Raw genomic sequence first — 12,158 nt, 5'->3', positions numbered from 1 at the left:
TGGACTCACTCGGTCTGTTCGTCAAGCAGCGCTAGCAGGCGGTCGGTCACTGCCGGGGCGTATTCGACGTAACAGCAGTGCCGGCCCTCGACAGCCTCCCCTGTTCCACGGGGTAGGTCGGCCGCCAGCGACTCTGCGGCCTCGGGCGACACTACGGGGTCCTCTAGGCCGTAGTACACCTCGGCTGGCTGGGTGATCTCGTACAGTGGCGGCGCGTCGAAGGCCGTCATCGCCGCGGCCTGGGCCGCGCGCGCCTCGCCGGTGGCGTCCTCCTCGGCGCGCCAGTCCGCAATCCGGTCCATGAGGTCCGGGTCGTGCTCGCGGAACGCTGGCGAGAAGGCACCGTCGAGTGATGACTGCGCATCGAGTGCGAGCGAATCGAGTGCGTCCCGGTCCACGGCGTCGCCCGAGGCCGCCGTGCAGTACAGCGTCAGCGAGCGGGCGCGGCTGTACTGATGGGCGTATTTGAGCGCGACCATCCCGCCGAGGCCGGCCCCGACGAGGTGGGCGCTCCCGACGCCGTGGTCGGCCAGCACAGCTTCGAGGTCAGCGGCCAGCGTTTCCACATCGTACGGTCCCGCCGGCGCGTCCGACCGGCCGGTCCCGCGGAGGTCCCACACCACCGTCTCGTAGGGGCCAGCGACGGTATCGTAGTGCCAGCCCCAGAGCCACGCGCCGTACCCCACGTCGTTGACGAACACGACGGTGGGGCCGTCGCCGTCGGCCTCGTAGTAGAGCGACACGTCGCGGTTGCGTGCGGTCGGCATTGGCCGTCGATTCCCGCGCTGGCGGTGTGTCTCTTTCGGTGAATAGCTCTTTGCCGCTGGCTGTCGAAGGGCCGCCCGTCCCGTGTCCGGAGCAGCATCACTTATCGGCGTCGTCGTGCTGGTGGTGAGTCTGGGCGTCGCCGCCCAGTTGGTTGCCGACTGGCTCCAGATCCCGAGCGTCGCCTTCCTGCTGGTCGCCGGTGTCTTCGTCGGCCCACAGGCGCTCGGGCTGGTCGATCCCGCGATATTCGGACAGGCCGGACTGCAGGCCATCGTCGGCCTCAGCGTCGGTATCATCGTTTTCGAAGGGGCGTTCCATCTCACCGTCGAGCGGGTCCGTGAAGCATCCAGGGAGGCGCTGGGACTGGTGACAATCGGCGCGTTCGTCTCGCTCGTTGGGACTGCCGTCGCTGTCAAAGTCGTGTTCGGGACGACGTGGGCGGTGGCCGTCCTCGTCGGGAGTCTGCTGATCGCCACCGGGCCGACGGTCATCACACCGATTATGCAAGTGGTTCCAGTGCGGGACCGCGTCGCCGCGGCGCTGGAAACGGAGGGCATCATCAACGACGTGACTGCCGCGATTCTCGCGGTGGCGACGTTCGAGTTCGTCATCGCGAGCCAGTCCTCGCCGGTGGTTGTCATCGAGGCCTTCGTCGCCCGACTGGCCGTCGGCGTCCTCGTCGGCGTCGTCGCCGGCGGCGGCATCGCGCTCCTGCTCCGGCGGCTGAATCTCTCGGCGGACAACGCCACGCAGAACGCGCGCGTCATGGTACTCACCGCGGCGCTGCTGGCGTACGCGCTGGGTAGCATGTGGCTCTCCGAGGCCGGCATCGCGGCTGCCGCCGTCGCCGGTATCGTCCTCGGGAACGTCGACATCCCCCACGAGGAGGAGATCGCCGAGTTCAAGGGCGGTATTACGCTGTTTGTCCTCTCGTTCGTGTTTATTGTCCTCGCCGCACAGCTCTCGCTCGGCGACCTGCGTGCGCTCGGGATCGGCGGCCTGGTCGTCGTCATCGTCGTCGTCGCACTCGTTCGCCCGCTGGGCGTGTTCCTCTCGACGCTGGGGGGCCGACTGACCGTTCGAGAGCGGATGTTCGTCGGCGCGATGGGGCCACGCGGGATTGTCCCGGCCAGCGTCGCAACGCTGTTTGCTATCGAACTGCGCCCGGACAACCCGGAGGCCGCAACGATCCTCGTCGGGACCGTCTTTCTCGTCATCTTCGCGACCGTCATGTTTCAAGGCGGGCTGGCCCGTCACTTCGCGCAAGCACTCGACATTCTTCCCATGCAAACACTCATCGTCGGCGGCGGCCGCGTCGGCCGGGAACTTGCAGTGCGGTATGAGTCGCGCGGTGAGGAGGTCGTCCTCATCGACAGCGACGAGGACACGGTCGAGCGGACCCGGGCCGACGGCCACCGCGTCGTTCACGGGGACGCGACGAACGCGACCGTCCTCGAAGAAGCGGGGGCGAACCGGGCGTCCGTCGTCGTCGCCGCGACTGCGGACGACGACGTGAACCTCCTCGTCGCACAACTGGCGACGACCCGCTTCGACGTTGACACGGTGGTCGCCAGGGCGAACCAGCCGAACAACGTCGAAGCCTTCGAGGACCTCGATGTCGAGACGATCTCGGCGGGCTTTGCCGTGGCCGATGCCATCGACGACGCAGTTGAGCGACCGGCACTGGCCCACTGGCTCTCGGACTCCGGTCGAACTGGGGACGTACTGGAGGTCGAACTCAGCAACGAGTCGCTGGTCGACCGGACGATGGCAGAGACCGCGAAAAAACTCCCGGACGGCTGTCTGGTCGCAATGGTTAGCCGTGACGGGACCGACAGAGTCCCCGACAGCGATTTCCGTCTCGCAAGCGGCGACCACCTGACGCTCGTCTGTGAGACCAACGAGGCGATGCAGGACGCCAGGGCGCTGTGTCAGGGAGAATAAGAGGGATGAAACCGGACGCGCCGCTCAGCGCAGTTCGTCGAGAGAGACGACCGCCGACTGGTCCGCGGTGACCCACTCGGTCACGGATTGCTGGCGACCTGATGGGAAGATCGTCAGCTCCGAGGGGTCCTCGGGGTCGTCGTACAGACAGTCCAGTTCGAACTCCGGGGCTTCGTTCAGATCGGTGTCCGTCGGGGGCGTCGTGGAGGTACTCATGAATTAGGTGCCGCGAGACGGACTGCAGTTGTCACACAGTGCATCGGCAGTGCGACCGCCTTCAGCGGGGACACTGACTCCACAGCCCTGGCACATCGATTGTGACCGAACGTACTCGGTGTGGGACTGTATGTGTGCGATATCACGTTTTTCGCTCATATCTGCTGTATATGGGCAGTTACTAAAAATACTTTTGGAAGCACGTCAGCAAATACATAATACAACTGAATGTAATGTCATTCACTGGCTAGAAACAGGTCGTTCGGGCGGAATCTCAATCCCTAGTCACACAACTGTCCGAAGCGGCGAGACCGTAGAGACGGAACGACGGCGAAAAGAACGACCGTTCAGACGTTCGCGACAGTGCGTAGAATATCCGGCGCATCGTCGAGCGCGTCGTCGAGCGCCTCCGTGTCGGGGCCGCCGCCCTGTGCGAAGTCCGGCGGGCCGCCGCCGCCGCCGCCGACGCGGCCGGCGAGTTCACCGACGACCTCGCCGGCATCAACGTCGACACCGTCGGGAACTGAAACGACGAACTGCGCGCCGTCGAGTCCCGACCCAAGGACCGCGATGTTACCCTGTTCGACGATGGCGTTCGCCTGGGCGCGGAGTTCGTCCATGTCGGCGTCGATCCGCTGGACGACGGCGGTCGCCTCGCCCACATCGACCTCCTCGCTGTCGCCGCCGCCGCTGGCGCGGGCCTCCGCGAGTTGCTCCTTGAGCTGTTCGATCTCCTTGCCGCGGGCCTTCCACTCGTCGAAGAACCGCTCGGCGGTCTCGGGCACCGCTTCGGGGGCGACATCGAGGATGTCCGCGGCTTCGGTGAGTGCGTCCTCGGTGCGCTGGGTGGCCTCGATGGCCGCGTTGCCCGCAGCGAAGGTCAGGCGGATGACGCCGTCCTGAATCCGCTCGGTGTTCAGGAGCTTGACGGCCCCGATATCGCCGGTGCGGGCGACGTGGGTGCCACCGCAGGCCTGCACGTCGTCGCCGACGGTGATGAGCCGGATCTGCTCGCCGGCTGGAATCCCACCTTGATAGAGGTCGAAGCCGTGGCGCTCCTCGGCCTCGTTGCGGTCGGGCCACTTCTGCGTGACCGCGATGTTGTCCTGGATGATGTCGTTGGCGAGGCGCTCGATTTCCTTGACTTCCTCGCGGCTCACCGACTCGTAGTGGCGGATGTCGATACGGGCGGAGTCAGTGCCCTTCTGGGCACCGGCCTGCCGGACGTGTTCGCCGAGCACCTGCCGGGCGCTGTGGATGACGATATGGGTCGCCGTGTGGTGTTGCATCAGGCGCTGGCGGCGGGTGGCGTCGACCTGCCCGCGGACGAACTCACCTTTCCCGGGGTCGTCGTCACAGGTGTGGACGATAACGTCGCCGTACTGCTGTACGTCGGACACCTCGGCGGAGATATCGTCTGTCGACAGCGTCCCCTCGTCCGGCGGCTGGCCACCGCCTTCGGGGTAGAACATCGTCTGGTCGAGTACCACGTCGTAGTCCCCGTCGTCGCGGTCGAACACCTCAAGCACGACGGCCTCGAACTCGGTCCGCTGCTGGTCCTCGTAGTAGAGCCGGTCCGTCTCGGGAAGCTCCTCCAGTCGGTCCTGGTATGGAATCTGTGACGCCTCGCTCACGGCGTCGTCGCCGCCGTGACGCTGGGCGACAACCGCGTAGAAATCGTCGGGCACGTCGACCGCGACGCCTTTCTCGGCGGCGATTTCCTCGACCATGTCCGGCTGAATCCCGTGGGAGTCGTACAGTTCGACCAGTTCCGATGTCGGGATCGGCTCGCCCTTCTCGGCGTACTCGTCGGCTAGCTGGCGGACGCGCCGGCCACCGCGGTCCAGCGTCTCGCGGTACTTCTCGACTTCGGTGCGGACGATGTCGCGGATGGTGTCGCGGTTCTCGTAGCCCAGTCGCTCGGCCTGCATGTCGACGAGTTCGTCCAGCGGCGCGTCGACGCCGACGCCGTCGACGAGCCGCTTCGTCCGGCGCAGCACCATCCGGGCCAGATAGCCCGTCCCGACGTTTGACGGGACGATGCCGTCGCCGAGCATGTACGCGAGCGTGCGGCAGTGGTCGGCGATGGCGTAGATATCTTCCAGCGGGGCCATCAGTTCCCGCATTTCCTCAACCTCGACGCCGACCTCGGCGGCGATGGTGTCCCGTTCAGCCTCGATGTCCTCGGCCTCATCGATGTCCATCCGGCCCGCGAGCTTCGCGGCCTCGTGGACGACTCGCTCCTCCTCGTCGGTGAGTTCGATGCCGGCGTTGTCCTTGAGGAAGGCGATCATGTCGGGGTAGACGGCCTCGTACACCGTCGGCGTCCCCTGGCTCATCCAGGTCCACCGCTCCAGCCCGTAGCCGGTGTCGACGATATAGGTGTCCATCGGCGAGTACCGGTTGCCGTCTTTCATCTCGTACTCGCCGTCGGGGTCCTGTTCCATGGACATGAACACGAGCGTGGCGAGTTCGGCCCCGCGGTAGATGACCTCGATGGCCGGACCGGCGTTGCCACCGCCGACCCACGGGTCCTCGATGTAGACGATTTCGTCTAGGTTCGCGCCCATTTCCTCGAACAGCTCGTCGCAGTACCGGACCGTCTCGTTCTTCCAGTACACCTCGCCCTCGTAGGCGTACTGCTCGGGGTCTTCGATGTCCTCGCGGGCGTTGAACGCGTGGTGGGCCATCATCTCGAAGGCCATCGTGTGTCGGCCTGTCTTCCCGACGTTGTCGATGTCCTGCATCCGGATGCAGGGCTGGCTGATACACAGCGGGTTCGCCGGCGGCGGCGTCGTTCCCGAGGTCACGAGCGGCTGGAAGTCGTAAATCGACGCCTGGGTCAACAACACGTCGTCGCGCCAGCGGTTGGCCGCCACCGGATACGGCTCGATGCGCTCGTGGTCGCGCTCCTCGAAAAAGGAGAGGAACGCTTCGCGCATCTCCGTCAGCGAGTACGGTTTGTCGAACCCGGGATTGTCGATGAAGTCGTACTCGGCACACGGCGGCTCGCCACAGGTCTCGCGCTCGATGCGGGACCAGAACATATCGCCACAGGAGGCACACTCCTGGCGGTGGAAGCCTTCCTCTTCGAAATAGTCGAGTTGGTAGGCCTCGTCGAGGTCGCTCATTGGTGTTCAGTTGGCCCACGTTCGCCTAAAACTGTTCCGAAGGGACCGGGCTATCGCCTGTGACTCCCGGTCACAGCGTGACCGCGGATTCCCCGGAGAGCGTCTTCGGCACGACGACTTCTTCGGTCGTCATGCCGCCCGAGGGCGAGGTAATGCGGAGTGTCGCCGTCTCGCCTTCCGGGAGCGGTTCGCCGAAGGGATCGCCCCGGTTCAGATCCTTGGTACTGCCGAGGTCCAGTGAAATCTTGAAGCGATCCTCAACGTCGTTTAACACTGGCTGAGAGTCGTCGTTGTCCTGTACGGTCGAAACGACGAACCGACCATCGGGGTCACCCTCCGCGCCACCAGACGCCAGCTGGTAGTACGATCCGCTCGGGCCGATCCACTGGATGGTCGTCTTGTCCAGGTCGACGTTCCCAGCCCCCGGTGCTCGCTTGACCGTAACGTTCACCACGCCGACCTCGCTGTTGTCGGTGAAGTAGTCACCGGTCACCCCAACGACCTGGACTCGGTTCGTCGTCGAGTCGCTGGACTGCTCGCCCGTCGCCTGTGCGGAACTCTGCAGGAACCCCGCGGTGTTGATGAGCACACCCGCCGCGATTGCCGCGACCAGCACCATCGCGATGAACACGATAAGGGTCCCGATCCCGACCTGGCCGCGGTCCTCCCCTGTCCCCTCCGTAGATAGTCGTAAACGTTGCATTTCAGTTGTTGATACTCTTAGAGCCCTTTCATGATAAAGCTCACCCGCCAGTTATCAGGCGTGAAAAACCGGTTTGTAGCGGTAGTACGACCTTACTCGCCCTGGGCGAGCGAGGCCAGCATCGCTTCGAGCTGGACGCGTTCGTTCGCGCCGCGAGTAATCCGGTAATCGGTTTCGCCGATGCGTTCGAGTACCCGAACGGCCGCCTCGTCGTCGATGTCGAACTCCCAGATGGAGCGGTGCAGTTGGTCGATGATGTCGCCGCCGGCGATGCCCTCCTCGGTCAGCAGTCGGTCGAGCGTTGCCCGCGAAGCCGTGAAGTCGCCGTCTAGCGCCGACTGGACCATCGTCCGGATTTCCTCCGGGCGGGCCGTGGAGGTGATGGCGTAGACTGCCGACTCGTCGACCGTGTCGCCGCTGACCGACGCGGCTTGCAGCCCGTTGATGGCTTTCCGCATGTCGCCGTCGGCGGCGTAGATGAGGGCATCGAGGCCGTCCTCGGTCAGTTCGATGTCTTCTTCGGCGGCGATGTGGCGGATTTCCTCGGCGACGGCGTCGTCGGCCAGCGGCGAGAAACGGAAGACGGCACAGCGGGACTGGATGGGGTCGATGATCTGGCTGGAGTAGTTACACGAGAGAATAAAGCGGACGTTGTTCGAGAACTGCTCCATCGTCCGGCGCAGCGCTGACTGGGCGTCGCTCGTGTTGTGGGTCAGGATTCCGTTGGCGAGCATGAAGTTCGGCGTCCCTTCCATGCTGATGTTGTAGGCCTTCCCGCGGTGGCTGTACGCAATACTGTCTACGGTCACGGTTTCGACTGCCTGTCGGCCACCATCGGAGACGACAGCGGCGTCGAACTCGTCTCGGTCATAGTGTTCGTGGTGCGGGAGAGCGCTGTCCCCGACGACGACAAACGTGTACTCGTCACCGTACGTGTCTAGGAACTCCTCGACTTTCTCGGTCTGTCCCCACAGTTCGGCGACTCCCTTGACCTCAATGACCGTATGGTCGACGAGGAAATCGGGGTGGAACACGGAATCGGATAGTTCGAACTCCGGTTCGTATTCGTACTCGATACCGGCGTCCTGGAGTGCTGTTGCGACCTCGTACTCCCAGTCTGACCGGACGAGATGGCCGAGTTCTTCGCTATGACGGATGTTCCCACCGGTCGGCTCGTGTCCCTGTAGGGCCTCCGAGACTTTCTGTGCGACCTCTGGGTCGCGCATCGGATTGTTGTCGCCGGTGATGTCACAGACGGGATAGTCACAGTTTTCGGTCGCTTTTTCGATTAGTTCGGCCTTTCTATCGTCGTCGAGGTTCGCCCACCAGTCCGCACAGGAGCGGCCGATATCCTCTTTCACCGTGTCGGCGTCGGCATCAACGACCCATTCCTCCCAGGAGGTTCCCGACCGCAGCTCACTGAGCGTTTCACGGAACGCCTCAATGGCGTCTTCATCCATTTCCCACACGGACACGCCATGGAACTCCCCGCCGTAGTTCGGGTTGTTTTCTCCGGCAAACCGTCCGTCAGAGAGTTTCTCGACGATTTTTTCACGTCGCTCCTCGGACCACTCGGTTCCGTACATTGGGTTGCCCTCGCCCGTCATCCGGCGACTGTGGCCCTCGTTTTTGCAATCGAGAGAACAGAACCGCCCAGCAGTCCACTCGTCGCAGACCTCGCACTGCGAGACACCGACTGCGTCCCTGAAATCAGCGATTTCGTCACCGGGTTCGAGCTCCTGCAGTTCTCGTTCGACGAGCTCACCGTCATCCCCTACCACAAAGAACGGATGTGAAAGGCTCGCTTGAACGGTGCGCCCGTCTGCCAGTTCGAGGTCAAAGAAGTCCGCAACGCCGGAATCGACGAGATGGCCTTTATCCGACTGTATCTCGTTGGTCTCGAAGTCGACCGACGGGATGGGTTCCCCGTCCGCAGCGACTTCCTCGATTGGCTTCACCTCGGGAGACGACGGATAGCCGGTCACAACGTCGGTGCCAGGCGGGACACAGAGCGCGTCGGCCTCGTCAAGAAATATAATGCGGTACTCGACGCCGCCGAAGCTTGTCCGGGCGAAGTTCTTGATGCGGTCTCGGACCACGTCGATGCCGCGTTCGTCGGAGGCGTTCAGTTCGAGGAAGTGCTCGCGCCAGTCATCGCCGTACAGCTCGCGGGCAATGGCCGTCGCACACGTCGTTTTCCCCGTCCCCGCGGGGCCGGAAAACAGCATGTGGCTCAGGTCGTTGCGCGAGACGTAGCTCTTGAGCCGCCCGACGATGTTCTCGTGGCCCATCACGTCGTCCAGCGTCTGCGGGCGGTACTTCTCGATCCAGACCTCCTCGCGTCCCGCCCGCGACTCGGACTCGGCCTCACTCATGGACGATGGGAAGCGTGGGCCGGTCTTAAACCCCGCGAGAGTCGACAGTCTCAGGTTCGTCGGCGGAGTAGTCGGCGTATGCACGTCACCGTCGAAATCGCCGGCGAGGACACCCACGAACTAGAGGTGGGCGCGGACGCGACCTACGCCGACCTGCTCGCACCGGTCGACCTGAGCCCCCACGAGGTGTCGGTCCTCGTGGACGGCGAACACGTGCCGACGGACCAGCCTGTCGAGCACGACCACGTTCGCGTCGTTCGACTCATCAAGGGCGGATAAGTCGCCGGACAGCCATGCACGTTCGTACAGCCACGGCTGACGAAGTGCCCGCAGTGATGAACGTCCTCGATGGGGCGGTCCTCTCGATAGCCGTGGAAACCGTGCGAGCGGGCATCGAAGACGGCGAAACGCTCGTCGCGGTATCTGGCGACGATCCGGCAGCCGGGCGCATCCTCGGTGCACTCGTACTCGATGGGACCCATATCGAAGCCGTCGCCGTCCGCCGGCGTCGCCGCGCTCAGGGCATCGGTACGGCATTGGTCGAAGCCGCGCTTGACCGGCGTGACCGGGTCACAGCCGAGTTCGATGCGGATGTTCGATCCTTCTACGAGGCGCTCGGGTTCGAGATCGAACCGCTGGACGAACCTGACCGCTTTCGCGGCGAGCGCGAGTCGGAGCGGTAATCGTTCGGCGCGAGATCACAACCGTTGGCACAGCGTCGTAACATTCTTTAGATAGTTTCGAGAACGATTTTAAGACAATGGCAGCAACTGTCCCCGAAAACGCGGTCGAAGCGAAGGGCGACCGAGTCGTCGCCTACCTCATCGATTTCGCCATTCTGAGCGCTGTTGCGTTCGGACTGTGGCTCGTAACGTTCGTCCTCAATGCCTTCCTCTCTGTCGGGGCGATGGCCGTCTCGCCCGAGAGTCCGGGCGCGATGGGCGGCGGCTCGATGCTGGCTGCGGGACTGCTGGGTATCGTTATCAACTTCGCCCTGTGGCTCGCCATCGGCGCGGTGCTCGTCTACTACTTCGGCTACTACGCTGAGAGCAACGAGACGGTCGGGAAGCGCTCCCAGAACGTCGCGGTCGTTGACGAGAACGGCGCGCCGCCGTCACAACGGGACCGACTGGTCCGGACGGCCGTGCTGCTGGCCCCGTTCCCGGTCATGCTCCTGCTCGGCGGAATCCTCGGCGGATTCGGGTTCCTCTTCGCGCTCGTTCTCATGGGCGGCTGGCTCCTCGTCGAGGCAGCCGTCATGTTCGTCAGCGACGACGCCCAGCGCCTCGGCGACCGCGTGGCCGGTACGTACGTCGTCAGCACAGGCGAGTAACGCCCGGGAGTGTGGGCTCAGACGCCCAGCCGCACCGATTCTCAGATGTCATCGAGCGTCAGTCGGTCGAACCGGCGGACGGCGGCGGCGTAACCGGCCAGACCGATAGCGCCGATGACGAGGACGTAGGTGCCAAGTGCCGCGAGATGGAGAGCCGAAGGGTCACCGACCGCAGTGGGAAACAGCACCAGCCCGATGATACCGACGGGTATCGACCCCAGCATGTAGCCGATGGAGACGAGCAGCGAGGGGTGGGCTCGCTCGACGTTGAGGTACTCGCTCCGTTCGAACTTCGGCACCAGCGCGCCCATCCCGAGTGCCGTCCCAGCGCCGGCCAGGAGCAGGATGGGGGCAAAGAGCGCCAGGGCAACGGTGTGGGTGCCGGAGCCATCGGCCAGTTCGAGGGGCACGGCGAGGCCCCAGGCAAACAGTAGTCCGAGCGTGATGCCAGCGAGTGCGCGACCGCGGAGTACCATCGCGGTCGACCCGGTGCTGGTAAGTACGAGCGGTAACTGGTTGCGGTCGTCACCCAGCGGGTTCAGGCAGTACGCACCGCCGGCGAGGGCGGCCCCGACGATGACGGCTGTCCCCGGGGCTAGCCACAGGGCCGTATCGAGGTCGGTCGCGGCCGTCGACAGGATACCCAGGCTGCCGACGAAGATCGGGAACAGGTGGGCCAGCATCGCGGGGTCGCGGCGGGTCCGGAGCAGGTACCGCCAGGCGACCCGGGTGGCGGACGTGGCGCGAAACGGCGCGGCTACGGGCCGGCTTTCGTCGGCGTGTCCGGTTCCGTCGCGGTCCGCTTCGGGTTCACGCTGGAGGAGCCACGATTCGAACCGCACAGTCGCGGCGAGGGCAAGCGGAACGGCGGCGACCAGTACGGCCCCAACGACGAGTCCCAGCGGCCGTATCTGTGCGCCGACGGGCGCGAGGATGACGCTCGCGTACGCCTGCAGGGGCGCGCCGGGGACAATCGTCTGCAGGCCGGCCTCCGTCGCAGTCCCGGACGAGTCCGGAAACACGGACTCCAGCCACATCTGCGTCCCGAGATACGCCGCTGCGGTGGCGGCGAGAATTGCTGCCCCCTTGGTCCAGGTACTGACGCCGAGCCATCGGTTTGCGAACGCGAGGCCCTCGCCCAGCAGCCGGCCAGCAAATGCCGACCCAAGCAAAGCGGGCACGAGGCCCAGTGCCAACAGAACCGCGGGGATGGGGTTCCGGGCACCAATGGCGACGGCTGGCAGCAACAACCCTGCGGGGAGGACGACGAACACCAGCGCCTGTGTGAGTTCGCTCGTGAGCCGCCCAACGACGACGGCCCGCGGCGGAACTGCGGTTCTGACGAGCGGACTGAGCGTCCCGAGCTGAAGCTGCTGGAACGCGGTCGAGAAGCCGAGATACAGGCCAGCACCCATGGCTGCAGCGACGAGCACCCCGGTCCGTCCGACCGGCGGCGGCCCGCTCGCTAGCGACGCACCGTATGACAGCGCCGCGCCGACACCAAACAGCGGGAGGAGGATTCCCACCAGCAGGAGCAACACCGCGACACTGACGAGCTGTCGGGGCGTCTCCAGGGTCTGGCGGACGCGAGCGCGAAGCTCGGTCCGGACGACGACCCAGGCATCGCGTGCGTCACTCCGGACGTACCGGTCACCACGTTCGCCCGGGGTCTGAGCGCGGTCACCCAT

The 12,158-nt window shown here is 65.0% G+C and carries 9 protein-coding genes and 3 pseudogenes; 4 read left to right on the top strand and 8 right to left on the bottom strand.

Annotated features, from left to right (window positions below; translation table 11 throughout):
• Positions 1–5 precede the first annotated feature (5 nt).
• The gene (locus tag NDI54_RS02115) at positions 6–767 is read right to left on the bottom strand and encodes an alpha/beta fold hydrolase (RefSeq protein ID WP_310894830.1); all 762 of its coding nucleotides are present in this window, start codon (positions 765–767) and stop codon (positions 6–8) included.
• A gap of 82 nt (positions 768–849) precedes the next feature.
• Between NDI54_RS02115 and NDI54_RS02110 the strand changes: the two genes are divergently transcribed.
• Positions 850–2,712 carry a cation:proton antiporter domain-containing protein gene (locus tag NDI54_RS02110; RefSeq protein WP_310894829.1) on the top strand — a complete coding sequence of 621 codons (1,863 nt, stop codon included), beginning with the start codon at positions 850–852 and terminating at the stop codon, positions 2,710–2,712.
• 24 nt (positions 2,713–2,736) lie between these two features.
• On the opposite strand, the gene NDI54_RS02105 is transcribed toward NDI54_RS02110, so the two are convergent.
• The 6 genes and pseudogenes from NDI54_RS02105 to NDI54_RS02080 all read right to left on the bottom strand — a co-directional run.
• Positions 2,737–2,928 (bottom strand): DUF7511 domain-containing protein, encoded by a 192-nt coding sequence (locus NDI54_RS02105; protein ID WP_310894828.1) that lies wholly within the window; start codon positions 2,926–2,928, stop codon positions 2,737–2,739.
• 347 nt (positions 2,929–3,275) lie between these two features.
• Positions 3,276–6,059, bottom strand: coding sequence for an alanine--tRNA ligase (gene alaS, locus NDI54_RS02100; RefSeq protein ID WP_310894827.1), 2,784 nt, complete (start codon positions 6,057–6,059; stop codon positions 3,276–3,278).
• A gap of 70 nt (positions 6,060–6,129) precedes the next feature.
• Positions 6,130–6,762 carry an archaellin/type IV pilin N-terminal domain-containing protein gene (locus NDI54_RS02095; RefSeq protein WP_310894826.1) on the bottom strand — a complete coding sequence of 211 codons (633 nt, stop codon included), beginning with the start codon at positions 6,760–6,762 and terminating at the stop codon, positions 6,130–6,132.
• Positions 6,763–6,854: 92 nt separating this feature from the next.
• Positions 6,855–7,466, bottom strand: a pseudogene (locus NDI54_RS02090) (replication factor C small subunit); the annotation flags it as partial.
• Between the two features lie 3 nt (positions 7,467–7,469).
• Positions 7,470–8,720, bottom strand: a pseudogene (locus NDI54_RS02085) (NUMOD3 domain-containing DNA-binding protein); the annotation flags it as partial.
• A 51-nt stretch (positions 8,721–8,771) separates the two neighbouring features.
• Positions 8,772–9,137: pseudogene (locus NDI54_RS02080) on the bottom strand (AAA family ATPase); the annotation flags it as partial.
• Positions 9,138–9,215: 78 nt separating this feature from the next.
• On the opposite strand from NDI54_RS02080, the gene samp2 reads away from it, so the two are divergent.
• The 3 genes from samp2 to NDI54_RS02065 all read left to right on the top strand — a co-directional run bounded on the left by samp2 (position 9,216) and on the right by NDI54_RS02065 (position 10,470).
• Positions 9,216–9,416 carry a ubiquitin-like small modifier protein SAMP2 gene (gene samp2, locus NDI54_RS02075; RefSeq protein ID WP_310894825.1) on the top strand — a complete coding sequence of 67 codons (201 nt, stop codon included), beginning with the start codon at positions 9,216–9,218 and terminating at the stop codon, positions 9,414–9,416.
• A 14-nt stretch (positions 9,417–9,430) separates the two neighbouring features.
• Entirely contained in the window at positions 9,431–9,820 is a 390-nt protein-coding gene (locus NDI54_RS02070; protein WP_310894824.1) for a GNAT family N-acetyltransferase, read from the top strand.
• 77 nt (positions 9,821–9,897) lie between these two features.
• Positions 9,898–10,470, top strand: a complete 573-nt coding sequence (locus NDI54_RS02065; RefSeq protein WP_310894823.1) for an RDD family protein — start codon at positions 9,898–9,900, stop codon at positions 10,468–10,470.
• A gap of 41 nt (positions 10,471–10,511) precedes the next feature.
• Here the strand turns inward: NDI54_RS02065 and NDI54_RS02060 are convergent, their stop codons facing one another.
• Positions 10,512–12,158 (bottom strand): hypothetical protein, encoded by a 1,647-nt coding sequence (locus NDI54_RS02060; RefSeq protein ID WP_310894822.1) that lies wholly within the window; start codon positions 12,156–12,158, stop codon positions 10,512–10,514.

The organism is Haloarcula terrestris, assembly GCF_031624315.1.
In the GTDB taxonomy this organism is placed as follows: Archaea; Halobacteriota; Halobacteria; order Halobacteriales; family Haloarculaceae; genus Haloarcula; species Haloarcula terrestris.
This window is presented reverse-complemented; position numbering and strand designations above follow the sequence as displayed.

What these genes read in the sequence shown, in the direction of transcription:
- NDI54_RS02115 (WP_310894830.1), bottom strand. Translation starts at nt 767, where the DNA reads ATGCCGACCGCACGCAACCGCGACGTGTCGCTCTACTACGAGGCCGAC.
- NDI54_RS02105 (WP_310894828.1), bottom strand. Translation starts at nt 2,928, where the DNA reads ATGAGTACCTCCACGACGCCCCCGACGGACACCGATCTGAACGAAGCC.
- alaS (WP_310894827.1), bottom strand. Translation starts at nt 6,059, where the DNA reads ATGAGCGACCTCGACGAGGCCTACCAACTCGACTATTTCGAAGAGGAA.
- NDI54_RS02095 (WP_310894826.1), bottom strand. Translation starts at nt 6,762, where the DNA reads ATGCAACGTTTACGACTATCTACGGAGGGGACAGGGGAGGACCGCGGC.
- samp2 (WP_310894825.1), top strand. Translation starts at nt 9,216, where the DNA reads ATGCACGTCACCGTCGAAATCGCCGGCGAGGACACCCACGAACTAGAG.
- NDI54_RS02070 (WP_310894824.1), top strand. Translation starts at nt 9,431, where the DNA reads ATGCACGTTCGTACAGCCACGGCTGACGAAGTGCCCGCAGTGATGAAC.
- NDI54_RS02065 (WP_310894823.1), top strand. Translation starts at nt 9,898, where the DNA reads ATGGCAGCAACTGTCCCCGAAAACGCGGTCGAAGCGAAGGGCGACCGA.
- NDI54_RS02060 (WP_310894822.1), bottom strand. Translation starts at nt 12,158, where the DNA reads ATGGGTGACCGCGCTCAGACCCCGGGCGAACGTGGTGACCGGTACGTC.